19 protein-coding genes and 1 pseudogene are annotated in these 26819 nt (G+C 64.8%); 10 read left to right on the top strand and 10 right to left on the bottom strand.

The genetic code is table 11. The features are described from left to right. The first annotated feature begins 11 nt into the window (after positions 1-11). Positions 12-521 carry an Lrp/AsnC family transcriptional regulator gene (locus tag N2603_RS03705; protein WP_018643457.1) on the top strand — a complete coding sequence of 170 codons (510 nt, stop codon included), beginning with the start codon at positions 12-14 and terminating at the stop codon, positions 519-521. Between the two features lie 191 nt (positions 522-712). On the opposite strand, the gene N2603_RS03700 is transcribed toward N2603_RS03705, so the two are convergent. The 4 genes from N2603_RS03700 to N2603_RS03685 all read right to left on the bottom strand — a co-directional run bounded on the left by N2603_RS03700 (position 713) and on the right by N2603_RS03685 (position 7157). Beyond that, positions 713-2212, bottom strand: coding sequence for a phosphomannomutase/phosphoglucomutase (locus tag N2603_RS03700; RefSeq protein ID WP_260387736.1), 1500 nt, complete (start codon positions 2210-2212; stop codon positions 713-715). 207 nt (positions 2213-2419) lie between these two features. Beyond that, positions 2420-2932 carry a TIGR02281 family clan AA aspartic protease gene (locus N2603_RS03695; protein WP_260387735.1) on the bottom strand — a complete coding sequence of 171 codons (513 nt, stop codon included), beginning with the start codon at positions 2930-2932 and terminating at the stop codon, positions 2420-2422. Positions 2933-3223: 291 nt separating this feature from the next. After that, the gene (gene hrpB, locus N2603_RS03690) at positions 3224-5698 is read right to left on the bottom strand and encodes an ATP-dependent helicase HrpB (RefSeq protein ID WP_260387734.1); all 2475 of its coding nucleotides are present in this window, start codon (positions 5696-5698) and stop codon (positions 3224-3226) included. Positions 5699-5840: 142 nt separating this feature from the next. Further along, the gene (locus N2603_RS03685; protein ID WP_260387733.1) at positions 5841-7157 is read right to left on the bottom strand and encodes a UDP-glucose dehydrogenase family protein; all 1317 of its coding nucleotides are present in this window, start codon (positions 7155-7157) and stop codon (positions 5841-5843) included. A 194-nt stretch (positions 7158-7351) separates the two neighbouring features. Here N2603_RS03685 and N2603_RS03680 point away from each other — a divergent pair, with 194 nt between their 5' ends. The 3 genes from N2603_RS03680 to N2603_RS03670 all read left to right on the top strand — a co-directional run bounded on the left by N2603_RS03680 (position 7352) and on the right by N2603_RS03670 (position 12601). Beyond that, complete coding sequence (locus N2603_RS03680) at positions 7352-8419, top strand: acyltransferase family protein (protein WP_260387732.1); 1068 nt, start codon at positions 7352-7354, stop codon at positions 8417-8419. A gap of 230 nt (positions 8420-8649) precedes the next feature. Continuing rightward, the gene (polA, locus tag N2603_RS03675; protein ID WP_260387731.1) at positions 8650-11730 is read left to right on the top strand and encodes a DNA polymerase I; all 3081 of its coding nucleotides are present in this window, start codon (positions 8650-8652) and stop codon (positions 11728-11730) included. A gap of 235 nt (positions 11731-11965) precedes the next feature. Continuing rightward, positions 11966-12601 carry a LysE family translocator gene (locus N2603_RS03670; protein WP_018647908.1) on the top strand — a complete coding sequence of 212 codons (636 nt, stop codon included), beginning with the start codon at positions 11966-11968 and terminating at the stop codon, positions 12599-12601. Positions 12602-12752: 151 nt separating this feature from the next. Here the strand turns inward: N2603_RS03670 and N2603_RS03665 are convergent, their stop codons facing one another. After that, positions 12753-13379, bottom strand: a complete 627-nt coding sequence (locus N2603_RS03665) for a glutathione S-transferase family protein (protein WP_018647907.1) — start codon at positions 13377-13379, stop codon at positions 12753-12755. A gap of 203 nt (positions 13380-13582) precedes the next feature. On the opposite strand from N2603_RS03665, the gene pyrE reads away from it, so the two are divergent. Next, complete coding sequence (pyrE, locus tag N2603_RS03660) at positions 13583-14146, top strand: orotate phosphoribosyltransferase (protein ID WP_018647906.1); 564 nt, start codon at positions 13583-13585, stop codon at positions 14144-14146. 248 nt (positions 14147-14394) lie between these two features. After that, positions 14395-15177, top strand: a complete 783-nt coding sequence (locus N2603_RS03655; protein ID WP_260387730.1) for a DUF2865 domain-containing protein — start codon at positions 14395-14397, stop codon at positions 15175-15177. Between the two features lie 113 nt (positions 15178-15290). Here the strand turns inward: N2603_RS03655 and N2603_RS03650 are convergent, their stop codons facing one another. Then, a complete protein-coding gene (locus N2603_RS03650) occupies positions 15291-15722 on the bottom strand; it encodes a hypothetical protein (protein WP_260387729.1) in 432 nt (143 codons plus the stop codon). 190 nt (positions 15723-15912) lie between these two features. On the opposite strand from N2603_RS03650, the pseudogene N2603_RS03645 reads away from it, so the two are divergent. After that, positions 15913-16195, top strand: a pseudogene (locus tag N2603_RS03645) (GIY-YIG nuclease family protein). A gap of 89 nt (positions 16196-16284) precedes the next feature. On the opposite strand, the gene N2603_RS03640 reads toward N2603_RS03645, so the two are convergent. Beyond that, complete coding sequence (locus tag N2603_RS03640; RefSeq protein WP_260387728.1) at positions 16285-16518, bottom strand: hypothetical protein; 234 nt, start codon at positions 16516-16518, stop codon at positions 16285-16287. A 220-nt stretch (positions 16519-16738) separates the two neighbouring features. Between N2603_RS03640 and N2603_RS03635 the strand changes: the two genes are divergently transcribed. Next, positions 16739-19255: a glycogen/starch/alpha-glucan phosphorylase gene (locus tag N2603_RS03635; protein ID WP_260387727.1), complete on the top strand. Its 2517-nt coding sequence runs from the start codon at positions 16739-16741 to the stop codon at positions 19253-19255. 228 nt (positions 19256-19483) lie between these two features. Then, the gene (locus tag N2603_RS03630) at positions 19484-20299 is read left to right on the top strand and encodes an acyl-CoA thioesterase (RefSeq protein ID WP_260387726.1); all 816 of its coding nucleotides are present in this window, start codon (positions 19484-19486) and stop codon (positions 20297-20299) included. 168 nt (positions 20300-20467) lie between these two features. Here the strand turns inward: N2603_RS03630 and N2603_RS03625 are convergent, their stop codons facing one another. The 3 genes from N2603_RS03625 to N2603_RS03615 form a co-directional block, all read right to left on the bottom strand. Next, complete coding sequence (locus N2603_RS03625; RefSeq protein WP_260387725.1) at positions 20468-22084, bottom strand: phosphoenolpyruvate carboxykinase; 1617 nt, start codon at positions 22082-22084, stop codon at positions 20468-20470. Between the two features lie 286 nt (positions 22085-22370). Continuing rightward, complete coding sequence (locus N2603_RS03620; RefSeq protein WP_260387724.1) at positions 22371-24959, bottom strand: CHAT domain-containing tetratricopeptide repeat protein; 2589 nt, start codon at positions 24957-24959, stop codon at positions 22371-22373. Between the two features lie 78 nt (positions 24960-25037). Next, positions 25038-25772, bottom strand: a complete 735-nt coding sequence (locus N2603_RS03615; protein ID WP_260387723.1) for a HugZ family pyridoxamine 5'-phosphate oxidase — start codon at positions 25770-25772, stop codon at positions 25038-25040. 241 nt (positions 25773-26013) lie between these two features. Between N2603_RS03615 and N2603_RS03610 the strand changes: the two genes are divergently transcribed. Next, the gene (locus tag N2603_RS03610) at positions 26014-26715 is read left to right on the top strand and encodes a response regulator transcription factor (protein WP_008542552.1); all 702 of its coding nucleotides are present in this window, start codon (positions 26014-26016) and stop codon (positions 26713-26715) included. Positions 26716-26819 lie beyond the last annotated feature (104 nt).

Here is a 26819-nt window from a genome sequence, read left to right as displayed (position 1 = left end):
AAGTTCTTCAAATGACTGATGCCGCTGTCCAGATCCCCGAGACCAGCCGCCGCCTCGACGCCATCGACCGCAAGATCCTGATGGTACTCCAGGAAGATGCCTCCCTGTCCGTCGCCGAGATCGGCGACCGCGTCGGGCTGTCCTCGACCCCCTGCTGGAAGCGTATCCAGCGCCTGGAGGCCGATGGCGTGATCCTGAAGCGGGTCGCCCTGGTCGACCAGAACAAGATCGGGCTCGGCATCTCCGTGTTCGTCTCTGTGGAAAGCTCCGACCATTCCGATGCCTGGCTCAAGAAATTCGCCGAGGCCGTCAGCGCCATGCCCGAGGTGATGGAGTTCTACCGCATGGCCGGCGACGTCGATTACATGCTGCGCGTCGTGGTCGCGGACATGCAGGCCTATGACATCTTCTACAAGAAGCTGATCAGCGCCGTGCCGCTGAAGAACGTCACCTCGCGCTTCGCGATGGAGAAGATCAAGTCGGTCACCGCACTGCCGATCCCGGCGGTGGTGGCTGCCTGATATTCAAGCGGCGTTTCGTTCACCTCTCCCCGCTTGCGGGGAAAGGTCGGATTGCATCGCTAGATGCAATCCGGGTGAGGGGGTACAGGTCTCGCAGCAGCCTCATGCGCGGAGAGAGGCCCCTCACCCCAACCCTCTCCCCGTAAGAACGGGGCGAGGGAGTGGACCGCCGTCGGAGCGGCCGCCTCGCCTCAAATCGTCTGATTGTACTCGCCGACTTCGGGATGCGTGCGCAGCACGCTGTTCACCATCTCGAACATGTCGTGCATGCGCTGCTCGGAGACCGGGCTCTCGACCACGACGACGAGCTCGGGCTTGTTGGAGGAGGCGCGCACCAGGCCCCAGCTGCCGTCCTCGACCGTGACGCGCACGCCATTGACGGTGACGAGATCCCGGATCGCCTGGCCGCCGATCTTCGCGCCCTTGGCCTGCAAACCTTCAAAATGCTTCACGACCTTGTCGATGACGCCGTACTTCACCTCGTCGGCGCAATGCGGCGACATGGTCGGCGACGACCAGGTCTTGGGCAGCGCGTCCTTCAGATCGGCCATCGTCTTGCCGGGCGCACGATCGAGCATGTCGCAGATCGCGATCGCTGAGACGAGACCATCGTCATAGCCGCGTCCATAGGGCTTATTGAAGAAGAAGTGGCCGGACTTCTCGAAGCCGGCGAGCGCGCCCGTCTCGTTGGTGCGGCGCTTCATGTAGGAATGGCCGGTCTTCCAATAGGCGGTCTTGGCGCCCTGCTTCTGCAGCACGGGATCGGTGATGAAGAGGCCAGTCGACTTCACGTCGACGATGAACTGCGCGTCCTTGTGGATCGCCGACATGTCGCGCGCCAGCATCACGCCGACCTTGTCGGCGAAGATCTCCTCGCCGGTGTTGTCGACGACGCCGCAGCGGTCTCCGTCGCCGTCGAAGCCGAGGCCGACATCGGCCTTGTGATGCAGCACCGCGTCGCGGATCGCGTGCAGCATCTCCATGTCTTCCGGATTCGGATTGTATTTCGGGAAGGTGTGATCGAGCTCGGTGTCGAGCGGAATCACCTCGCAGCCGATCGCCTCCAGCACCTGCGGCGCGAACGCGCCGGCGGTGCCGTTGCCGCAGGCCGCGACGACCTTGAGCTTGCGCTTAAGCTTCGGACGATTGGTGAGATCGGCGATGTAGCGCGCCGGATAATTCTCGTGGAACTGGTAGGCGCCGCCGGCCTTGTTCTTGAATTCGGCGTTGAGCACGATCTCCTTCAGCCGCGTCATCTCGTCGGGACCGAAGGTGAGCGGACGGTTGGCGCCCATCTTCACGCCGGTCCAGCCATTGTCGTTGTGCGAGGCCGTGACCATGGCGACGCAGGGCACGTCGAGATCGAATTGCGCGAAATAGGCCATCGGCGTCACCGCGAGGCCGATGTCATGCACCTTGCAGCCCGCCGCCATCAGGCCGGAGATCAGCGCATATTTGATCGAGGCCGAATAGCCGCGGAAATCATGACCGGTGACGATCTCCTGTTTGACGCCGAGCTCGGCGATCAGCGCGCCCAGGCCCATGCCGAGCGCCTGCACACCCATCAGGTTGATTTCTTTCTGGAACAACCAGCGCGCGTCGTATTCGCGAAAACCGGTGGGCTTCACCATCGGCTCGGATTCGAAGGCGTAGGTGTTGGGCAGCAAGACGGGTTTCGGCTTGGGAAACATTGAGACAGTCTCGTGAAAAGGGCAGGAATTGATGCAGCCTTAGCGAATGCCGGGCCGCAGCGGAAGGCGGGAATGAAGGCTTATGGCCGATAATTGCGGCAGTTTGGTAACGGGGAAACGTGATCTTGCGCGGGCCTTGCGCCCGTGCAGTCGAAAAATTCGTGCGAATGGCGGTACGTCAGCTCGCGACGGAGCGCATGTCGCGACTTACTGCTCCAGCACCATCTGCCCGTTGGCGTATTCAAAGCGCTTGAGGCGGGACAGGAAGGAGAGGCCGAGCAGGTTTTCGGAAAGCGCCTCGTCGGGCAGCACCATTGCGTCGACATCGCGCACGATGAGGCCGCCGACATCGAGCATGGCGATGCGGGTACGCGCGGCCTTGATGGTGCCGTTGGCGGTGGAGACTGTGGCGTTGTATTCGCCGCGCGAGGGACGGAGGCCAAAGCGGGCGGCCGAGGTCTCGTTCAGCGCGACGACGGAGGCGCCGGTGTCGATCATGAAGCCGATGCGCTGGCCGTCGATCCGGCCTTCGGTCTGGAAGTGTCCGCGACCGTCGCGGGAAATGGCGAGGCTGCGGCTCCCGGCTGGCGCTGCGGCGGCAACAGCAACCGTCGTGCGCGGCGCTGACGTGGCGGAGGCGGAGCTCACCCTGTCGGCCATCTGCGCCATGAAAGTGCCGAGGCCGATCATGATGGCCGCGAAGATCATAATGTTACGCATCACACCACTTCCGAGCCGGAACGCTCGATTTCACCACGCAACCCGTTCGCCCGCGAGCGGAGCCGCGGCCAGAACCTCGCCATTTTGGCGAAAAGGATGAGCGGACGGTTAATGCGGCGACTTAAACCTCTCCCCGCCTGCGGGGAGAGGTCGGATCGCCCCGGCGATGCGAAGCATCGTCCGGCGCGATCCGGGTGAGGGGGTACAGGTCCATCGATAGAGATCAGTTCGCGGAGACAGCCCCTCACCCCGGCCCTCTCCCCGCAAGCGCGGGGCGAGGGAGAAGACACATCACGTCCCGCGCGGCTTTGCCCGGCGGGTCGGCAGCGCGCTCGCGGGATCGTCCGGCCAAGGGTGGCGCGGATAGCGGCCGCGCAGATCGGAGCGCACGGCGGCGTAGCTGCCGCGCCAAAAGCCGGGAAGGTCGCGCGTCACCTGCACCGGGCGCTGTGCCGGCGACAGCAATTCCAGCACCAGCGGCACCTTGCCGGCCGCGATCGACGGATGGGTGTTGAGACCGAACAATTCCTGCAGACGCACCGCGATGGTCGGCCCCTGCTCGGCCTCGTAGTCGATCGCGAGCACGCTGCCCGTCGGCGCCTCGAAATGGGTCGGCGCCTCGCGGTCGAGCCGCGCGCGCATTTCCCACGGCAGCAGCGCCATCAGCGCATCGGAGAGATCGCCGGCGGAAATGTCCTTGAGCGCGATCTTGTCGTAGAGCGCCGGCACCAGCCAATCGTCGCGCCGCGCGATCAGGCCGTCGTCGGACAGATCCGGCCAGCTGTCGCCCTCGGCCTTGCGCAGGAACATGACGCGGTCGCGCCATTGTTTGGCGGCTTTCGACCAGGGCAGCCGATCGAGGCCCGCAGCGATCAGCCCGTCGGCGAAGATGCGCGCGGTGTCCTCCGAGGGCGACACGGCGAGCGTGGCCTCGGACAGCGTGATCGCATGCAGCGCACGCTTGCGCCGTGCGCGTAGCGCCATCGCGCCGCGGTCGAAGGAGATCTCGTCGACGCCCTCGATATGCTCGGCGAAGTGACGCTCGATCTCGTCCTGCGAGATCTGCGCCGCGAGCAGAATGCGGCCGCTTGCTGCCGTTCCCGTCATCTCGCCGATCGCGATATAGGGCGCGCGGGCGAGCGAGGAGGTCTGTTCCACGGCCGCGCCGCGGCCGTTGGCGAGCACAAAACTGCCATTGCCGCGATTGCGCGCGACACGGTCCGGGAAGGCATAGGCCAGCATCAGGCCGGTCGAGAGATCGTCCTGCTGCCCCGCCTTCTCCGACGCTGCCACCTGCGAGGCCCAGCGTCGTGCCAGATCGCGTGCGCTCGCGGCACGCGGGGAGCGGTCGCGGCGGAACTGGTCGCGCCGGTGCTCGAGGTCGACACTGTCGCCGCCTAACCCGCGCTCGGTGATGATCGCCGCGATCTCGGCCGCGTCTTCGCCCGCACCTGCGCGATGCGAATCCACGATCATGCGTGCCAGGCGCGGCGGCAGCGCCAGCGCGCGCAGGCTCTTGCCCTCGGCGGTGATACGGCCGTCGGCGTCAAGCGCGTTGAGCTCGGAGAGCAGGCTTTTTGCCTCCTTCCAGGCCGGCTGCGGCGGCGGATCGAGGAACGACAGCGCGGCGGGATCAGTGACGCCCCATTGCGCGAGATCGAGCACCAGCGACGACAGGTCGGCGCTTAAAATTTCCGGCTGAGTGTAGGGCGCGAGCGAGGCCGTCTGCGGCTCGTCCCAGAGCCGGTAGCAGACGCCGGGCTCGGTGCGGCCGGCACGGCCGCGGCGCTGGTCCACCGCCGCGCGCGCGGCGCGCACAGTCTCAAGCCGCGTCAGGCCGATATCGGGCTCATAGCGTGGCACGCGGGCAAGCCCGGAATCGACCACGATGCGCACGCCCTCGATGGTCAGCGAGGTCTCCGCGATCGAGGTCGCCAGCACCACCTTTCGCGTGCCCTTCGGCGCGGGCGCAATAGCGCGATCCTGCACGGCGGCGTCGAGCGCGCCGAACAGCGGCACGATCTCGATGGAGGCATCCTGCACGCGCTCGGCCAGGAAATTCTGGGTGCGGCGGATCTCGGCGGCGCCTGGCAGGAACGCCAGCACCGAGCCGCTATCGGCACGGAGCGCGGAGGCGATGGCATCGGCCATCTGCCGTTCGATCGGCGCATCCGCCTTGCGGCCGAGATAACGCGTCTCGACCGGAAAGGCACGGCCCTCGCTCTCGACGACAGGGGCATCGCCGAGCAGTTTTGCCACGCGCGCACCGTCGAGCGTGGCCGACATCACGAGGATGCGCAGGTCCTCGCGCAGGCCGGTTTGAGCATCGCGCGCCAGCGCGAGGCCCATGTCGGCATCGAGCGAGCGCTCGTGGAATTCGTCAAACAGGATCGCGGCAACGCCTGACAGCTCGGGATCGTCGAGGATCTGGCGGGTGAAGATGCCTTCGGTCACGACCTCGATGCGGGTCGCGCGCGAGATCTTCGAGCCGAAGCGGACGCGGTAGCCGACGGTCTCCCCGGCGCGCTCGCCCAGCGATTTGGCCATGCGGTCGGCGCTGGCGCGCGCGGCGATGCGGCGCGGCTCCAGCACGATGATCTTCTTGCCTTTGGCCCAGGGCGCATCGAGCAACGCCAGCGGCACCCGCGTGGTCTTGCCGGCACCGGGAGGCGCTACCAGCACGGCGGCATTGTGCTGATCCAGCGTGCGCGACAAGTCGTCGAGCACGGCATCGATCGGGAGGGGCGTGTCGAAGCTACGGGGCAAAGGTCTCGATCCGTCATCGTCCGCGCCTTGTGCGCAACTGCGCACTGGGTGGACGATCCAGTCAATTAGATCCCGGCCATTCCAAAGATCTGTGTGTACTGGATACCCCGCCTTCGCGGGGTATGACAATCGTGTGTAACGATCAGCCCTGCGCCGACGGGCGTCCGACGCTCTCATAGGTGAAGCCGGCCGCGCGCATGTCCTCGGGGCTGTAGATGTTGCGGAGGTCGACGACGACGGGCTGTGCCATCACGCTCTTCAGCCGGTCGAGATCGAGGCCGCGGAACTGGACCCATTCGGTGACGACGACCAGCGCATCGGCGCCTTGCGCGCAGGAATAGGCGTCCTCGCAATAGGTGATGTTGGGCAGCTCACCCTTCGCCTGCTCCATGCCGACGGGATCGAACGCCTTCACCTTCGCGCCCATGTCGATCAGGCCGGTGACCAGCGGGATCGACGGCGCATCGCGCATGTCGTCGGTGTCGGGCTTGAAGGTCAGGCCGAGCACGGCGATGGTCTTGCCGCGCAAGGAGCCGCCGAGCGCCTGGCTTACTTTCCGCGCCATCGCGCGCTTGCGGTTCTCGTTGACCGCCAGCACGGACTCGACGATGCGCAAGGATACGTCATAGTCCTGCGCGATCTTGATCAGCGCCTTGGTGTCCTTCGGGAAGCAGGAGCCGCCGAAGCCGGGGCCGGCATGCAGGAACTTGGTGCCGATGCGGTTGTCGAGGCCAATGCCGCGCGCGACCTCCTGCACGTTGGCGCCGACCTTCTCCGAGAGGTCCGCGATCTCGTTGATGAAGGTGATCTTGGTCGCCAGGAACGCGTTCGCGGCGTATTTGATCATCTCCGCGGTGCGGCGCGCGGTGAACATCAGCGGCGCCTGGTTCAGCGACAGCGGGCGATAGATATCGCCCATCACCTTGCGGCCACGCTCGTCGGAGGTGCCGACGACGACGCGATCGGGGAACTTGAAGTCGCGGATCGCCGCGCCCTCGCGCAGGAATTCGGGGTTGGAGGCGACCACGACGTCCGCCTTCGGGTTGGTCTCGCGGATGATGCGTTCGACCTCGTCGCCGGTGCCGACAGGCACGGTCGACTTGGTCACGACCACGGTGAAGCCTTGAAGCGACTGCGCAATCTCCTTCGCGGCGGCGTAGACATAGGACAGATCGGCGTGACCGTCGCCGCGGCGCGACGGCGTGCCGACCGCGATGAACACGGCGTCGGCATCCGCGACCGGCTTCGACAGGTCAGTGGTGAAGTCGAGCCGCTTGGCCTTGACGTTAGTTGCGACCAGCTCGTCGAGGCCGGGCTCGTAGATCGGGATCTCGCCGCGGTGCAGGGCCGCAATCTTCTTCTCGTCCTTGTCGACGCAGGTGACGTCGTGACCGAAATCCGCAAAGCAGGCTCCGGACACCAGTCCCACATAGCCCGTTCCGATCATCGCGATTCGCATGGAAAACCCTGTTTTGGCTTGGTTAACGAAACCCCAATGCGGAGCGGTTTAGCATTTTCCCGGTGGAAGGGAACGGTCAGCGACGCAAAAACCGGCACGCGACTTGAACCGGTAAAGAAGTCTGAAACCGCGGGGCTTCAAACTGCCCCACGCCCATACAGGGCCGGGCGGAATACGGCTCGAAAAGGGACACCATGGCTTCATCAGGCACAATCGTAGCACACGGGCCGTCCAAGGCCCCTGCTGCCGCGCGTGTCGACTGGGTCGACTATGCCAAGGGCATCTGCATCGTCATGGTCGTGATGATGCATTCGGTGCTGGGGGTCGAGCTCGCCGCCGGCGAGACCGGGTTCATGCATGTCGTCGTGGCCTTCGCAAAGCCGTTCCGGATGCCGGATTTCTTCCTGATTTCGGGCCTGTTCCTGCCGCTCGTGATCGACCGCGACTGGCGAACCTATCTCGACCGCAAGGTGATGCATTTCGCCTATTTTTATGTCGTCTGGGTGACAATCCAGTTCGGCTTCAAGGCGCCCGCGTTTGCCGCGGAGACGAGCTGGCGCGAGGTCGGCCTCCTGTACCTCGAATCCTTCATCGAGCCGTTCGGCACGCTCTGGTTCATCTATCTATTGCCGGTCTTCTTCGTCGTCACAAAATTGACACGCAAACTTCCGCCGCTCGCGATCTGGCTCATTGCCGCAGCGCTGGAGACGGCGCGCATCACGACCGGCTGGACCGCGATCGACGAGTTCTGCGCGCGCTTCGTCTATTTCTATTCGGGCTATCTGTTCGCCCCTTACGTGTTCGCGCTGTCGGATCGCGCGCGCAGCCATCCTGCATGGGCGATCGCAGCGCTCGCGGCCTGGGCGCTGGTCAATGCCGGCCTCGTCGCGATTGGTGTCAGCGAATGGAAGATCGTGTCGCTCGTGCTCGGCTTCGCCGGCGCCTGCGCCATCATCACGACCGGCACGCTGCTCGCGCGCGCACACTGGCTGAATTTCTTCCGCTTCTGCGGCGAGCATTCGATCGTGATCTATCTCGCCTTCTTCCTGCCGATGGCGGCGACGCGCACGCTGCTGCTCCGCACCGGCATCATTCCCGATATCGGCACGGTGTCGCTGGTCGTCACCATCGCCGGCGTGATCGGATCGCTTGTGATCTGGCAGGTTGCCTTGCGGCTCAACGCACACTTCCTGTTCGAGCGACCGGATGCATTCTGGATCGCGCCGAAGAAGGCCGGGCCGGTGTTGCAGGCGGCGGAGTAGCTGCACTCTCGGTGTCGTCCCGGCGAAAGCCGGGACCCATAACCCCAGGAAGCGGTTATGGCGGGAGATGGCAACCACGAGTCTTCGCAAAACTACATCCTGTGGCTATGGGTCCCGGACCTTCGCTCCGATTCGCTGCGCTCGTCCGGGACGACGAGAGGTGTGGGAATCCGGCCAAAAATCCCCCTCCCAAGGCTGTCAAAGCCCGCAAAAATTCATACATTGCGGCCATGCCCAAAACATCCCCGAAGACCACCGCCAAAGCTGACACCAAGGCCGCGCCAAAGGCTGCCGCCGACACCAAGCCCGCGGCTGCGACAGCTGCTGCCAAACCGGTTGCGGCGAAGGCCGCCGGCAAGGGCGATCATGTGTTCCTGGTCGACGGTTCCTCCTACATCTTCCGCGCCTATCACGCGCTGCCGCCGCTGAACCGCAAGTCCGACGGCCTGCAAGTCAATGCCGTGCTCGGCTTCTGCAACATGCTATGGAAGCTGCTGCGCGACATGCCCGAGGCCGACCGGCCGACGCATCTGGCGATCATCTTCGACAAGTCGGAGATCACCTTCCGCAACAAGCTCTATCCCGACTACAAGGCACACCGGCCGCCGGCACCCGATGATCTGATCCCGCAGTTCGGGCTGATCCGCGAAGCCGTGCGTGCCTTCGACCTGCCCTGCCTGGAACAGGTGGGCTTCGAAGCCGACGATCTCATTGCGACCTACGCGCGACAGGCGTCCGCGCGCGGCGCCACCACGACCATCGTGTCCTCCGACAAGGATTTGATGCAGCTCGTGAACGACAAGATCATGATGTACGACACCATGAAGGATCGCCGCATCGGCATCCCCGAAGTGATCGAGAAGTTCGGCGTGCCGCCGGAGAAGGTGGTCGAAGTGCAGGCGCTCGCCGGCGATTCCACCGACAACGTGCCCGGCGTCCCCGGCATCGGCATCAAGACCGCGGCGCAGCTGATCACCGAATATGGCGACCTCGAACAGCTCCTGTTCCGTGCCACCGAGATCAAGCAACCGAAGCGGCGCGAGGCACTGCTCGAGAACGCCGAGAAGGCGCGCATCTCGCGGCAGCTCGTGCTGCTCGACGACAAGGTCGATCTGGAGGTACCGCTCGACGACCTCGCGGTCCACGAGCCGGATGCGCGCAAGCTGATCGCGTTCCTGAAGGCGATGGAGTTCACCACGCTGACGCGTCGCGTCGCGGAGTATTCGCAGATCGATCCGTCCAACGTGGACGCCGATCCCGGCTATGCGAGTGGCGCCAGCGTCTTCTCGCCACTGCCGCCCTCGGACGTCGTGCCCGCGCCGGGCAGCGGCACGGCGCCACAGGCCCGGCCGAACGAGCCCAACAAATCAGCGGGCAAGGAGGACAAGGCCGCGAGCCCGAAGGGCGGGCCGATCTCGCTCGCCGCGGCGCGCGAGGAGGCCCTGCGCAAGCTGCCGGTCGACCGGGCCAAATATCAGGCGATCAAGTCGCTGAAGGAGCTCAACGCCTTCATTGCGCGCATCCATGACACCGGTCATGTCGCGATCGAGATCAAGGCAAACTCGATCGATCCGATGCAGGCCGATCTCTGCGGCATCGCGCTGGCGCTGGCGCCGAACGAGGCCTGCTATGTGCCGCTGGCGCACAAGCAATCCGGCGGCGGCGGCGGCCTGTTCGACGCGGGCCTTGCGCCCGATCAGGTCAAGCATGCCGATGCGATCGAAGCGCTGCGGCCGGTGCTGGAATCGGCAGGCATTCTCAAGATCGGCTTCGACGTCAAATTCACCGCGGTGATGCTGGCGCAGCACGGCATCACCCTGCGCAACATCGACGATGCGCTCCTGATCTCCTACGTGCTCGACGCCGGACGCGGCTCGCATGCGCTGGAGCAGCTGTCCGAGCGCTGGTTCGGCCACGCCATGCTCAAGGAGGGCGAGCTGCTCGGCAGCGGCAAGGGCAAGATCACCTTCGACCAGGTGCCGATCGACAAGGCCGCGCCGCTGTCGGCGGAAGGCGCCGACATCGCGCTACGGGTCTGGCGCGTGCTGAAGCCGCGGCTCATCGCCGAGCACATGACCACGGTCTACGAGACGCTGGAGCGGCCGCTGGTCTCCGTGCTCGCGCGCATGGAGCGGCGCGGCATCTCGATCGACCGCCAAGTGCTGTCGCGGCTTTCCGGCGACTTCGCCCAGACCGCAGCGCGGGTCGAAGCCGAGATCCAGGAGATCGCGGGCGAGCCCGTCAATGTCGGCAGTCCCAAGCAGATCGGCGACATCCTGTTCGGCAAGATGGGATTGCCCGGCGGCACCAAGACCAAGACCGGCGCGTGGTCCACCACCGCGCAGGTGCTCGACGACCTCGCCGAGCAGGGCCACGATTTTCCGCGGAAGATTTTGGAGTGGCGGCAGGTTTCAAAATTGAAATCGACCTATACCGACGCGCTGCCGACCTATGTCAATCCGCAGACGCATCGCGTGCACACGACCTATGCGCTGGCGGCGACCACGACGGGCCGGCTCTCGTCGAACGAGCCCAACTTGCAGAACATCCCGGTGCGCACCGAGGACGGCCGCAAGATTCGGCGCGCCTTCATCGCGACATCAGGACACAAGCTGGTGTCCGCCGACTATTCGCAGATCGAGCTGCGCCTACTCGCCGAAATCGCCGACATTCCCGTGCTGAAACAGGCGTTCCGCGACGGGCTCGACATTCACGCCATGACGGCCTCCGAGATGTTCGGTGTGCCGATCAAGGGCATGCCGAGCGAGATCCGCCGCCGCGCCAAGGCTATTAATTTCGGTATCGTCTACGGCATCTCGGCGTTCGGCCTGGCCAACCAGCTCGGCATCGCGCGCGAAGAAGCTTCCGCCTATATCAAGAAATACTTCGAGCGCTTCCCCGGCATCCGCGCCTACATGGACGAGACGCGCGATTTCTGCCGGAGCCACGGCTATGTCACCACGCTGTTCGGCCGCAAGTGCCACTACCCCGACATCAAGGCCTCGAATGCCTCGGTGCGCGCCTTCAATGAGCGCGCCGCGATCAACGCCCGTCTCCAGGGCACCGCCGCCGACATCATCCGCCGCGCCATGACGCGGGTGGAGGATGCGCTCGCCGAGAAGAAGCTCTCGGCGCAGATGCTGCTCCAGGTGCATGACGAATTGATCTTCGAGGTGCCGGAGGCAGAGGTCGAAGCGACGCTCCCCGTCGTGCAGAAGGTGATGCAGGACGCGCCATTCCCCGCCGTGCTGCTCTCGGTGCCGCTGCACGTCGACGCGCGCGCGGCAAACAATTGGGACGAGGCGCATTAGTCTCGCTCGGTGTCGTCCCGGCGAAGGCCGGGACCCATACCCCCAGGGAGAAGTTGTGACACGAGATGGCAGTTGGCAATCTTCGCCCAACTCGATTTCGTGGTTATGGGTCCCGGCCTTCGCCGGGACGACCGTGGGGTGAGCACGAGCGCCTAATTGTCCTCCGAGCAATTGCGTGATGGCTCCGCCGCTCCTCGCATACTAGAACCTTTGCATCTCCCGCACCGGTTCGCCCATGCCCCACACCTCCGCTTTGCTCGGCTTCGCCCTCGTCTGCCTCGGTCTCGTGCTCACGCCCGGGCCGAACATGATCTATCTGATCTCGCGCTCGATCACGCAGGGGCCGGCGGCCGGCATCGTCTCGCTCGGCGGCGTGGCACTGGGCTTCGTGTTCTACATGCTGTGCGCGGCGTTCGGCATCACGGCGCTGCTGCTCGCCATTCCCTTCGCCTATGACGCGCTGCGCTTTGCCGGCGCCGGTTATCTCTTGTGGCTCGCCTGGCAGGCGGTGAAGCCGGGCGGCCGGTCGCCGTTCCAGGTGAAGAAGCTCGCCATCGACAGCCCGCGCAAATTGTTCGCGATGGGCTTCGTCACCAACCTGCTCAATCCCAAGATCGCGATGCTGTATCTGGCGCTGCTGCCGCAGTTCATCGATCCCACCGCCGGCAGCGTGCTGACGCAGTCGGTGGTGCTGGGCGCGATCCAGATCGCGATCAGCGTCAGCGTCAATGCGATGATCGCGCTCGCCGCCGGATCGATCGCGCTGTTCCTTTCGAGCCGGCCGAGCTGGATGCTGGTGCAGCGCTGGCTGATGGGCACGGTGCTCGCCGGGCTCGCGGTCAGGATGGCGGTGGAAGCGAAGAAGGTGTAGCCGACGTCGCAAGCCGCATCGTGTCCCGGACGCGCTGCAGCGCTCTTGCGCTGCTGCGCAGAGCCGGGACCCAGAAGGCTAAGGATAGAATTCGCAGAGGCATGGGCCCCGGCTCTGCAGCGCACCGCTCGCGCGCTGCGCTGCTGGCAGGCTAATCCAGCTTCGCGTCCATCCCCCGCTTCACTCCCGGGCGGGCCATCAGGGCCTCGTACCAGCGCTTGACGTTGGGGAAGTCGGCCAGCTCAACCTTGTGGCGAGGGTGGCGCCAGGCCCAGCCCAAAATGGCAAAATCGGCAACCGAGAGGTCGCCGGCGACGAAGTCGCGCCCCTCAAGCCGGCGGTCGAGCACGCCGTAGAGCCGGCGGGTCTCGGCCATGTAGCGCTTCAGGCCATAGGCACGGTCCTGCTCGTTCTCGAGCGCGATGAAATGATGCACCTGGCCGGGCATCGGGCCGAAGCCGCCCATCTGCCACATCAGCCATTCATAGACCGGGATGCGCTGGCTGAGCGATTTCGGCAGGAATTTGCCGGTCTTTTCACCGAGATAGAGCAGGATCGCGCCTGACTCGAAGATGCCGACGGGCTTGCCGTCGGGCCCCTCGGGGTCGACGATGGCGGGAATCTTGTTGTTGGGCGAGAGCTTGAGGAACTCCGGCGCCATCTGCTCGCCCTTGCTGATGTTCACCGGGATCACCCTGTAGGGCAGCCCCATCTCCTCCAGCGCGACCGAGATTTTCCGGCCGTTCGGCGTATTCCAGGTGTGGAGCTCGATGGTCATTTGGCTGTTCCTTCCCGCATTGCTGGCATCCCACTAGCCCAGGACATCTCGGTCTTTCAACCAGCGGTCGGGCATGGTGGCTGTCCGATCGCCGCGGGCGATGCCCTGTTGACGGTGGTCTTGCGGGGCCTGCCCCCTCTGGCATGTCGCGGCCGTCGCGGATAAATTCCGCCTCCTCCAAAAACGCTGTTCGAGGGACCGCCGTGTCGAAATCCGCTTCCCGCGCCCGCCTGTTCGAGATCATCCGCCGGCGCTCATTCGGCCGTGGCGAGGTGACGCTCGCGTCGGGCCGCAAGAGCGATTTCTACTTCAACCTCAAGCCGACCATGCTCGACCCCGAGGGCGCGACGTTGCTGGCCGAGCTGACCTATGAGGCACTGAAGGACGACCAGCTCGATTTCATCGGCGGGCTCGAGATGGGTGCGGTGCCGCTCGCCGGCGCGCTGGCGCAGATCTCCTGGATCAAGGGCCATCCGATCGCCGCCTTCTTCGTGCGCAAGAAGCCGAAGGAGCACGGCGCCAAGCTCGCGATCGAGGGCCTGCCCAAGGGCGAGACGCTGGCCGGCAAGCGCGTCGTGATCGTCGAGGACGTCACCACGACAGGCGGCTCGGCGATGAAAGCGGTGGAATCGGTGCGCGAGACCGGCGCCGAAGTGGTGCTGGTGCTGACCATGGTCGACCGCGAGGAAGGCGCCACCGACACGTTCGGTGCGGCCGGCCTGCCGTTCCGCTCGCTGTACAAGGCGTCGGAATTCTTGAAGGCTTGACGCGGCGAAACATCTTTCGCCGTCATGCCTCAGTGTGCCCCGGAAGCAACCATCCGTCCAAAGCTGCGCCCGGCCTTAAAGAGGCCACCGCCTCGTCTTGAAACCGCCTCCGCTCAACTGCTCATTTACCATCGCGCCTTATGGTGAATCATGTGCTGAGACCTCTCGGTCTCGGCCCGGTTCAGTAGCGTCGGGTGGAGTAGGCATTGCGTACAGTCATGTCCCATGCGCGCCGGCGGCGTCGCGCGATGCTTGTGGCCGCCATGCTTGCAGCTCCGACGCTCGCGGCTCCCGCCCCGGTTTCGGCCGAGGGCCTGTTCGACTTCCTCTTCGGCGGAATGCAGCAGCAGCGACCGCAGCGTGAGGTGCCGCAGCAGGCGAACACGTACACCGATCCCTTCACCGGCCAGCAGAATGCCGCAACCTCGCAATATGTGCCGCCGACACGCTCGGCCGCGGCCGGCGGCTCGGGACCTGCCTTCTGCGTGCGCAGCTGTGACGGCAAATATTTTCCGCTGATGCGTGGCCTCGCCTCGCCCGCACAGATGTGTCAGGCGTTCTGTCCCGCTAGCGCGACCAAGGTCTATTTCGGCTCCTCGATCGACGGCGCCTATTCCCAGACCGGCGAGCGCTACGCCGACAGCGAGAATGCGTTCGCCTATCGCAAGGCGCTGCGGTCGGATTGCACCTGCAACGGCCGCGAGCCGGCCGGCCTTGCCCCGGTCGATCTCGCGCTCGACTCCTCGCTGAAAGCCGGCGACGTCATCGCGACCAGCGACGGCCTCGTTGCTTATACCGGCATCCGCGTCGGCAACGACCAGGCTGCCGACTTCACCCCGGTCGCCTCCTATCCCGGCCTCACCGCGCAGGTCCGCGCCCGTCTCGGCGAGATGAAGGTGGCGCCGGTGCGCGCGGAGACGGTGTCGGCCGATGCGCCGGCCCCGGCCGAGATCGTGCGCGAGGCGCTGCCTGACGTGACGGTGCCGAAGACGACGGCGCAGAAGCCGGCGAAGCGCGCGGGACTGGAGTAGTCCCAACTCTCTCCAAGCCGCTATTGCGAGGAGCCCTTGCGACGAAGCAATCCAGGGTCCCTCCGCGGAAAGATTCTGGATTGCTTCGCTACGCAATGACGGAGGTCGTCGCGTCACCTCCCGATGATCACCCCGATCACGTTCGGCGCCGTCAGATATTTCTCCTCGATCGCCGCGCGCGCGGCTGCGCGGTTCTCGGCCGTGAGCAAACCGCGCTTCTCAGCCAGGATCATCCAGCAGAATCCCCACCAGTCGGTGAGCATGCCCGCCTCGCCGATGAGGTCATACCCCTGCTCGGCCGCGAAGATGCGCGCATGCGCTTCGTCCAGCGTGTCGAGAAACAGATGATCCTCGACCGAGAACAGATCGTCGCTGATGTCGTCGATGGTGTAGCCCCAGATCGACTGGCACACCGCGTTGAACTCGCGATCGAACTGGTCGTCATCGATTCTCTGCCGCCGCGCCGCCTGATGCAGCCGCGACAGCGAACGCGCGAAATCGGCGATCCGGGTGAGGGCAAACTGATCGAAGGCAATGGTGGACATGTAGTCCTCGCAAGGTCGGGCAAACGCTAGATATTGTGTCGGCAACGCGCCGAATCACAATGATATATCAAAGACTTGCTAAAGTGTTCTTAATTTGTTCCGATGTTGAAAGATCGATTGTTGAGATCGTCGTCCTGGCGAAAGCCAGGACCCATTACCCCGGTCAGCTTTGCTTTTGCGGGCTCGAGCCATGTGGACAGGCAGCTACTACGTCTACATTCTGGCGACACGGCACGATCTATATCGGCATCACCAATAACATCCGCATGCGGCTCGAGCAGCACCGAAGAGGCCGCGGCTCCAAGTTCGTGCAGAAGTACAAGATCCTCCGCCTCGTTTACATCGAAGCGTTCGCGACACCGCAGGAAGCCATCGCGCGTGAGAAGCAGCTGAAGTTCTGGAAACGCGACTGGAAGATCAAACTGATCGAGCAAGAGGACCCGGACTGGAATGACCGGTCGGGCCTCATCTGACAGTCGGGGTAATGGGTCCTGGCTTTCGCCAGGACGACGACATGGCGAGCACCTTCGCCGGGACGACACCAACCTTATTGCATCGCCCCTCAATTCGCCGCCGACACCAACCTGTCCCCGCACGCGTTCGCGTAGAACTTGCCGCCGCATTGGCGCTTGATGGCGGCGCAACGGGTGGCGGGTGAGGCGTTTTGCGGGACGGCAAAGCCGCAACTGAGGCCGTCGGCGCTGCGACCGGTCTTGCCGGCGGCGAATGCCGCGCTGGAGGCGGTGATGCAGACGACGAGGAACGTGGCGGCAGCGATTTCGATCAACAGTCGCATGGCGTCTCCTCCACACTGCTGGCTGAATTGGCCGCCATTCTAGCAGGAAATCCGCGTCTTTCCGTGCTCGTCCGGGTTCCCAAACGGCCCATTCCTTGCATAAATTTACGCCAGCGCAGTGCACGGCCGCGCCAGCGATGGTTCCGGTGCAGGGGCAGGACGCTTAGGGTTACAAGACGCGTAGGTTTAGTGGTGTTGTTTCGACCAGGAAGTGACGGCCTTGCAAGATCAATCGTTCCAGCCAAATTTTCCCGCTCCCGGCCAGCCCATCGACGAGCTCGCGCTGGCTGAGATCAAGGGCGCGATCCTGGCGAAGCTGCGCCTTGCCATCGGCAAGGACGCAGGCATGGCGACGAAGCATGACTGGTACCAGGCCGCCGCGCTCGCGCTGCGCGACCGCATCGTGCATCGCTGGCTCAGCGCGGAGAAGCGGAGCTACGACGCCGGGCGCAAGCGAGTCTATTACCTTTCGCTCGAATTCCTGATCGGTCGTCTGTTCACCGACGCGCTGAACAATATGGGCCTCCTGAATATCTTCGAGGTCGCACTCGGCGATCTCGGCGTCTCGCTGCCCGAGCTGCGCAAATGCGAGCCGGATGCGGCGCTCGGCAATGGCGGTCTCGGGCGGCTCGCCGCCTGCTTCATGGAGAGCATGGCGACGCTGTCGATCCCCGCGATCGGCTACGGCATCCGCTACGATTACGGCCTGTTCCGCCAGATCATCAATCAGGGCTGGCAGCAGGAATATCCCGACGAATGGCTGAGCTTCGGCAATCCCTGGGAATTGCAGCGGCCCGAGGTGATCTACGACATCAATTTCGGCGGCGGCGTCGAGCATGTCGACGACAAGGGCCGCGACCGCGCGATCTGGCACCCGGCTGAGACCGTGCAGGCGATCGCCTACGACACGCCGATCGTCGGCTGGCGCGGCCAGCACGTCAACGCACTCCGCCTGTGGTCGGCGCGCTCGCCCGATCCGCTGAAGCTCGATGCCTTCAACAAGGGCGACTATGTCAGCGCCAGCGCCGAGCAGGCGCGCGCGGAAGCGATCTGCAAATTCCTCTATCCCAACGACGAGAGCCCGGCGGGCCGCGAGCTGCGGCTGCGCCAGGAATATTTCTTCGTCTCGGCCTCGCTCCAGGATCTGGTCAAGCGGCACCTGTCGTCGGACGGCCAGCTGCGCAGCCTGTCGAACAAGGTCGCGGTGCAGCTCAACGACACCCATCCGAGCCTTGCCGTCACCGAGCTGATGCGCATCCTCGTCGACCTGCACAATTTCCGCTGGGACGAGGCCTGGAAGATCACGGTCGCCACCCTCTCCTACACCAACCATACGCTGCTGCCGGAAGCGCTGGAGACCTGGCCGGTCGAGCTGTTCGAGCGGCTGCTGCCGCGGCATCTCGAGATCATCTACCGCATCAACGTCCAGCATCTGGCGCTCGCCGAAGCGCGCGCACCCGGCGACATCGACTTCCGCGCCTCGGTCTCGCTGATCGACGAGAAGAGCGGCCGCCGCGTCCGCATGGGCCAGCTCGCCTTCGTCGGCTCGCATCGCATCAACGGCGTCTCGGCGATGCATTCGGACCTGATGCGCGAGACCGTGTTCCACGATCTCAATCATCTCTATCCCGGCCGCATCACCAACAAGACCAACGGCATCACCTTCCGCCGCTGGCTGATGCTGGCGAACCCGAAGCTGACCGACCTGTTGCGCGAGACCTGCGGCGACGCCGTGCTCGACGATCCGACCCAGCTCTCCCTGATCGAGGCCCGCGCCAGCGACGTCGAATTCCAGAAGAAATTCCGTGCCGTCAAGCACGCCAACAAGGCGGCGCTGGCGCGCCTGATCGGCGAGCGGCTCGGCATCAAGGTCGACCCCGGCGCACTGTTCGACGTGCAGATCAAGCGCATCCACGAGTACAAGCGCCAGCTGCTCAACGTCATCGAGACGGTCGCGCTGTACCAGACGATCAAGGACGATCCCAACGGCAATTGGGTGCCGCGCGTCAAGATCTTCGCCGGCAAGGCGGCGGCGAGCTATCGCTACGCAAAGCTGATCATCAAGCTGATCAACGACGTCGCGGAAGTCGTCAACAACGATCCCGCGATCGGCGGCAAGCTGAAGGTCGCGTTCCTGCCCGACTACAATGTCAGCCTCGCCGAAGTCATCATTCCCGCGGCCGATCTCTCCGAGCAGATCTCCACCGCCGGCATGGAAGCGTCCGGCACCGGCAACATGAAGCTGGCGCTGAACGGCGCCATCACCATCGGCACGCTCGACGGCGCCAATATCGAGATTCGCGACCATGTCGGGGCCGAGAACATCGCGATCTTCGGCATGGAAGCCGGCGACGTGATGATCCGCCGCAAGCAGGGGCTGGATGCCTCCGACGTGGTCCGCAAGTCGCCGAAGCTGCAGCGCGCCATCAATGCGATCGCCGCCGGCGAGTTCTCGCCCGGCGATCCCGGCCGCTTCGAATCCATCGCGCATGCGCTGCGCTATCTCGACCATTACATGGTCAGCGCCGATTTCGACTCCTACTACGAGGCGCAGCGCGCGGTCGACGCACGCTGGCAGGTGGCGCCGGCCTGGACGCGCGCCTCCATCCTCAACGTCGCGCGCATGGCGTGGTTCTCCTCCGACCGCACCATCCGCGAATATGCCGAGGAGATCTGGAACGTTCCGGTCAACCCGACCACGCCGCTGCTGCCGAACCTGCGCGACGTCGCGGGCTGATTTTCCGCGGCGTGAAATCGGCGTTACCTGCGAGGTTATTGCATCTCGGCAAGCGGATGATGATATGATCGTCATCATCCCCCGGAACGGTGCCTGTAAGGCAGACGCCGTCACCTCAGACACCGTCATTGCGAGCGCAGCGAAGCAATCCAGACTGTCTCCGCGGAAAGACTCTGGATTGCTTCGCTGCGCTCGCAATGACGGCTGGGGAGGCATCGAGGACCAACAATGCACGCCAAGCTCCCTCACCCATTCGACGACGCCACGCGCATCACCGCGGGTGACAGCAGCTGGCAGGGGCACACCAGCGACGATTACTGGGCCTTTGTCGGCCCATTCGGCGGCGCCACGGCCGCAACCATTTTGCGTGCGCTGATCGAGCATCCGCAACGCGCCGGCGATCCGCTGGCGCTGACCGTCAATTACTGCGCGCCGATCGCCAAGGGCCCGTTCGATCTCGACGTGCGGCTGGTGAAGGCCAACCGCTCCAGCCAGCACTGGAGCGTCGAACTGTCGCAAGGCGGCGGCGAGGTCGCAACGCTCGCCACCGCCGTGTTCGCCGAGCGGCGGCCGTCCTGGGAGCACCGGGTGGCGAAGGCCCCGGACGCCAAGCCGTTCGAACAGACGCTGCCGTTCCCGAAAATCCAGGCATCCTGGGCCAACCAGTATGAATTCCGCTTCGTCGAGGGCGAGATGCGCATCGGCCCGCCGCAGGCCGAGCTCGCCGGCACCTACTCGAAGATCTGGATCAGCGACCGCACGCCGCGTCAGCTCGACATGCTGTCGCTGATGTCGATGTCGGACGCCTTCTTCGGCCGCATCTTCCACGCGCGGCGCGAGCTGGTGCCGTTCGGCACGGTATCGCTGACGACCTATTTCCACACCGACAGCGAAGAGCTGGCAGCCGAAGACATCACGCGCGTGCTGGCGACCGCCGATTCGAAGATCATGCACAAGAGCTACGCCGACCAGAACGCCGAGCTGTGGTCGCCGAACGGCCGGCTGCTCGCGACCACGACGCAGATCGCGTATTTCAAGGCCTGAGCTGCTTCCACGTCATTGCGAGGAGCGTAGCGACGAAGCAATCCAGAATCCCTCCGCAGAGGCAGTCTGGATTGCTTCGCTGCGCTCGCAATGACGAGTGGAGAGATCATGCCACAAACAAAAAGGGCGGCCTCACGGCCGCCCTTTCGTGTTTCAAGCTCCGCGACCTTACTCCGCCGCCATCTTCACATCCGGCGCCGCCGCACGCACCTCGGCGTCGACCTGGGCCTCGAACTTGGCGAAGTTCTTCTGGAACATGCCGACCAGCGCGCGGGCGGTCTTGTCGAACTCGTCCTTGTCCTTCCAGGTGTTGACCGGGTTGAGGATCTCGGCCGGCACGCCCGGCAGCGCGGTCGGGACCGCGAAGCCGAAATATTTGTCGGTGCGGAATTCGACATTGCGGAGCGAACCATCGAGCGCCGCGGTGAGCAGCGCGCGCGTCACCTTGATCGGCATACGCGAGCCGACGCCGTACTTGCCGCCGGTCCACCCGGTGTTGACCAGCCAGCAATCGACATTGTGCTGGGCGATGAGGTCGCGCAGCATGTTGCCGTAGACGCTGGGGTCGAGCGGCAGGAAGGGCGAGCCGAAGCAGGTCGAGAATTCCGGCTGCGGCTCGTTGCCGAGGCCGCGCTCGGTGCCGGCGACCTTGGCGGTGTAGCCGGACAGGAAGTGATACATCGCCTGCGCCGGCGACAGCTTTGCGATCGGCGGCAGCACGCCGAAGGCGTCGGCGGCGAGCATCACCACGTTCTTCGGCTGCGGCGCGCGACCGGTGCGCGAGGCGTTCGGGATGAAGTCGAGCGGATAGGCCGAACGCGTGTTCTCGGTCTTGGAGCCGTCGTCGAAATCGACGACACGGGTGTCCTCGTCGAGCACGCAGTTCTCGAGCACCGCGCCGAAGCGGGTCGAAGCCGCATAGATCTCCGGCTCGGCTTCCTGCGACAGCTTGATGCACTTGGCGTAGCAACCGCCTTCGAAATTGAAGACGCCGTTCGGGCCCCAGCCGTGCTCGTCGTCGCCGATCAGCGTGCGGTTCGGATCGGCCGACAGCGTGGTCTTGCCGGTGCCTGACAGTCCGAAGAAGACCGCGGTGTCGCCGCCTGCGCCGACATTGGCCGAGCAGTGCATCGGCATCACGCCGCGCTCGGGCAGGTAATAGTTCAGGGTGGTGAAGACCGACTTCTTCATCTCGCCGGCATAGTAGGAGCCGCCGATCAGCACGATCTTGCGGGCGAAGTCGATCGCGACGACGTTCTCGGACTTGCAGCCGTGGCGCTTCGGATCGGCGCGGAAGCTCGGCATGTCGATGATGGTGAGCTCCGGCGTGAAGCTCGACAGCTCGACCGCCTCGGGGCGGATCAGGAGCGTGCGGATGAACAGCGAGTGCCAGGCGAGCTCGGTGAAGACACGCGTCTTGATCCGGTAGGCCGGATCGGCGCCGCCATAGAGGTCCTGCGCGAACAGGGTCTTGCCTTCGGCGTGCTTGAGGAAGTCCTGGTACAGCGCCTCGAACTGCTCAGCGGTGATCGACTGGTTGCCGGCCCACCACATCTTCTTGTCGGTGGTGGCGTCGCGCACCGTAAACTTGTCCTTGGGGCTGCGGCCGGTGAACTCGCCGGTGTCGGCGCAGAGCGCGCCGTCAGCAGACAGCACGGCCTCGCCCGCGGAGAGCGAGTATTGATAGAGTTGCGGCGCACCCAGATTCCAGTGAACCTGCTTGAGCTTCTTTAAGCCGAATTTGTCGGCGCCGAAGGCACCGTTGCGCACGCCCGTCTCTTGCACGAAAAAATCCTCCTAGAACCCGCGACACTCAGCGCGACCAAGCTTTGGCACCATCGCGGTCACCGTGAATAGTAGGCCATCCGGCCTCGGCTGGACGACCTAATACTGATGAACGCTGGCGTTGCCAAGCTGATCCCGCAGGATTTGGTTTATTCAAGGACCGCGCCAAACGTCGCGCATGTCTGCTCTGAGCAGGCGCATCAAAAAAATCACGAATGATCGCGCAACCAAATGCTTGTTTTGGCGTTGCCTGGGGTTATTGCGACGCACAATCCCTTGCGGCGTTTTATCTTACCTCACCCTCGCCGATCAGCGCGAAGGGTCCCCACATCGCAGGATAGGCATTACGCGGCGACGAGGCGTCATCAACGTACGTCAACATGGCGCGGCGCAAAGCTTCGGCACGACCGATTTTTGGTTCGTTTTTGAGCAGGGCGAAAGTCGACGTGGTCAAGCGGGTGGCAGCTTCCGAATCGACTGCCCAATGCGAGACCAGCAGCGCACGAGCGCCGGCGTAGAAGAACGAGCGTGCCAATCCGGACAGTGCCTCCGCACCCGGCTTATCGCCGGCAATGGTGTTGCAGGCCGACAGCACAACCCAATCCGCATTGAGCTTGAGCTGCGCGACTTCGCTCGCGGTCAACAGACCGTCGTCGATCTCGGAGGGCTGATCGGGAATGGAGAGCGCAAGCGATGGCTCGCCCAATCCCTTGACGTCGCCCGCAACGAGGCCGTGGGTGGCGAAGTAGATGATGCTGTATTGAGCAAGCGGTGCACGCTTGAGCGTCGTTTCGCTGGCGTCGCGACCGAGATGGATGTCGACCTCGCCGGCGCCCACATCCTTCGCCACCGCATTCAGCTCGTCGGCGGTGTCAGGCAGTTGCGGCAGCGCTTTCGCAAGCTGCGCGCGATCGACGCCAGCACCGCGCCAGAAATCGGTATAGGCCATTGTCGCGATGCTGCGCGCGGCAACCTTGCCGCCCGCGGCGCGCCGGTCGGCCGGCCCTTCGGCTGCAGGGTTGAACACGGGATCGCCGAAGCCGGTCATTGGCTTGACGCCTTGATCCCGCCGCGCAAAGGCGCGCAGCGATTTCAGGCTGATCACCGACGGCAGCACCGAGACGGCCTGACGCCGCAACAGCCAAGCGGCGTTGCGATAGCCCTCGAGCTTGTCCGGGATCGCAGCTTGCGGCGTCTCCGTGACGAGCAGATGAAACGGCAATGCAGTCAGCGCCGCCGACGGCACCACCAGAAGGCTGCGCTTGTCTTTCGTCAGCGCCTCGACCGGCCCGAGCAGCGCGGCATAGAGCTCATGGGCGAGCGCGAGGTCGAACAGGCCCGATTTGCCGGAGGCATCGCGCGCCTTGCCGACGTCGAGCCCCTTGCGGAACGCGGACACCTTCTGCGTCAGCGCGTCCGCACCGAGCGGAACCTGCTTCCAGTCCACGCCCTCGCGCGTGATCGCGATGACGTAGCTCTGCTTGTCGACGACGGAATAGATCGTCATCGCTTCATCGGCCGACAGCAGCGGCTGGATGTCCTTCACTGCGAGCGGCAGCGGGTTGGAGAGCGAGGCATAGTCGGGAAACTCTACGGCGAGCGTCTTCTGCAGGCCTGCGCGCTCGCTCGCGATCGCCGCGATCCGCGCGCGGCTGCGCTGCTCGGCCGCGGCATCGCGCTGCCCGGCCTGCTTGGATACCGCCGTGATGATCGCCTTGTCGAGCGCCTCGGCCTCGGCGCTGAGATCCTGATCCTTGCGCACGAGCTCGGCGAGCCGGTCGCTGCCGGCAGCAAGCCTCACCGCAAGCTTGTTCACGGCCGATGCCGCAGAGGATTGCGTGCCGCGCTGGATCGCGGCGAGCGCTTCGTCCAGCGCCTTGTCGTTGGGCAGGAGATGCTGCTGGCGCGCGGAGAACAGGATCGGCAGCACGATACGCAATTGCGCGCGACCGCTGGCAAGCGTCTTTTCCGCCAGCGGCAGCGCATCGGCAGTACGACCGGAGACGTAGAGGAAATAAGCGAGATTGCCGGTCGAAGTCAGAGTGTCCGGATGCTCCGGCCCAAGCGCACGCTCGCGGATCGCCAGCGCCCGGCGATACAGCGGCTCGGCATCGACATAGCGCTGCTGGTGCTCGTAGAGCCCGGCGAGATTGTTCAGCGAGCGCGCGACATCGGGATGATCGGGCCCCAGCACTTTTTCGCGGATCGCGAGCGAGCGCTTGATCGGCGCCTCGGCGTCCGCATCGCGGTTGAGGTCACGGTCGACCTGGCCGATGTTGTTCAGGACGGTGGCGACCGCGGGATGCTCGGGACCTGCGGCCTTCTGATAGATCGCGAGCGCACGCTGGAACAGCGGCTCGGCGTCGGCAAAATGCTCCTGCTTCACATAGAGCGTGGCGAGATTGTTGAGGGCCCGGCCGACATCGGGATGCTCGCGCGACAGGCTCCTTTCGCTGACGGCCAAAGCGCGCTTGAACAGCGGCTCGGCTTCAGTGAAGCGGCCCTGCCGCTGATACAGCGCGGCGAGATTGCTCAGCTCGGGCGCGATCAGGGCGGTGTCGAGGCCGAGCGCCTTCTCCATCAGCGCGATGGCGCGCTTGTAGACCGGCTCGGCCAGATCGTCGCGGCCCTGGCCGGCATAGACCTGGCCAAGATTGTTGAGTGCGGCGGAGAGTTCGCGGCCGTTGTCGCTCTCCAGGCGCGCGACCATCGCCTGCGCGAGCGGCAGAGCCTCCGGATACTTGCCGGCACTGATGAGCGCGTTGATCCGCGCGCTCTCCGCTGCAAGACCTTTCTGGGCAAGGCTGGGCGTGGCAAGCGATGTGGCGATCGCGAGCGCCATCCCCGCAACCAGCGTCAAACGACGGCGTGTCATGAACCCTCTCGCGGCCGACCTCGAACCATTACGGTGTTGGGTCGCCGCGGTGGGGCACAGCGTTCAAAGGCTTGCGCTTCAGTCCACCTTCGTGCGCGCTTCGCCAGCGAGGCGGACCAGCATCTTGCGCAGCGCCGTGCCGTCGGTCACGCGTTCCGGGAAATCCAGCCGTAGCGCGGTCTGCCCGTCCTGCATGTCGAGGCCTTCGGGGTCGCAGCCGGTGCAGCGCCAGTCGCCGGCCGGCGCGCCGAGCAGCCTGGTCGCATAGAGGTTCATGGCGTCGCGATGATCGGCATTCATGTGCTCGACGGCGCCCTCCTCGGCCGCCAGCAGGTCCTCGGCACCGCTGAGGTCGGTGAGGAATTGCTCGGGCTTGAGATCGACGATCCGGCCGAACCCGGCGACCAAATGGGTGCCGGTGGGACGGATCCGGAAGAAGGAGAAATCCTTAAAGGAGACAAAGGCTTCCGCCGACGGATGGGCACCCAAATACCGCCGCTGGAGCAGATCTTTCTCGTCCCCGGCCTGTTCTGCCCGCCCAGACAGCATGATCCGGGCCCCTTCCAGGGGATCGCCGGGAGCGCGTTCGTCCAGCATCAGGGAGACCCTGGGATCGGCGAGGATGTTCCGGGTGTGCACGGCCAGCCCCGAGATCAGCAGGATGGGCGAGCCATCCGGGTGGCTCGCCAGATTGACCAGGGAACAATAGGGATCGCCGGAGTCCGCCATCAACGTTGCGAGAGCGCCCTGCCGGGACCGTCTCAGCAGCGATTTGGCGAGCTTTCCGGGGTCGAAATCGGGGGTCGGTTGCATGGGCTTTCTCGGCTCAGGTGGTTGCAAGGGAGGTCTTTTTTCGGCTAAACGGGGGTCCGGTTATGGGTCGAGATGCGGCGAATCTGCCGTGTTTCGTGGAACTTGGTCACACTTCAGCCCAGCTTGCATTGCTCGGTGACAAAAGTTCGAACGCCAAGTTCGGGACCCATGTATGCGGCGCATCACTGGATTGCTCGCCGTTCAAGCCACGACCCAAACGGAAAGCAGAAAGCAGAGGCTCATGCCCACAATCGCTTTGGTCGACGACGACCGCAACATTCTCACATCCGTCTCGATCGCGCTGGAAGCCGAAGGCTACCGCATCATGACCTACACCGACGGCGCTTCCGCGCTTGACGGTTTCCGCACCACCCAGCCCGATCTCGCCATCCTCGACATCAAGATGCCGCGCATGGACGGCATGGAGACGCTGCGTCGCCTGCGGCAGAAATCCGACCTGCCGGTGATCTTCCTGACCTCCAAGGACGAAGAGATCGACGAGCTGTTCGGCCTCAAGATGGGCGCCGACGACTTCATCCGCAAACCGTTCTCGCAGCGTCTTTTGGTCGAGCGCGTCAAGGCCGTGCTGCGCCGCTCGGCGCCGAAGGACCCGACCGTCGCGCCGAAGGAGAACGACGCCAAGGCGCTCGACCGCGGCCTGCTGCGCATGGATCCGGAACGCCACACCTGCACCTGGAAGAACGAGCCGGTGACGCTGACCGTCACCGAATTCCTGATCCTGCAGGCGCTCGCGACCCGGCCCGGCGTGGTGAAGAGCCGCAACGCGCTGATGGACGCCGCCTATGACGATCAGGTCTATGTCGACGACCGCACCATCGACAGCCACATCAAGCGGCTGCGCAAGAAGTTCAAGGTGGTCGACAACGAGTTCGAGATGATCGAGACGCTTTACGGCGTCGGCTACCGTTTCAAGGAAGCCTGAGGGCGGCGGGCGCCTTCACGAAGGACTGAGAGCATCGCCGGTTCTGATTCCATCGCGACCGGGATGGCTCTAGGATGCGGGGACCATTGCCACGAGCTGTCCTA

This window comes from Bradyrhizobium huanghuaihaiense (assembly GCF_025200885.1).
Taxonomy (GTDB): Bacteria; Pseudomonadota; Alphaproteobacteria; order Rhizobiales; family Xanthobacteraceae; genus Bradyrhizobium; species Bradyrhizobium huanghuaihaiense.
This window is presented reverse-complemented; position numbering and strand designations above follow the sequence as displayed.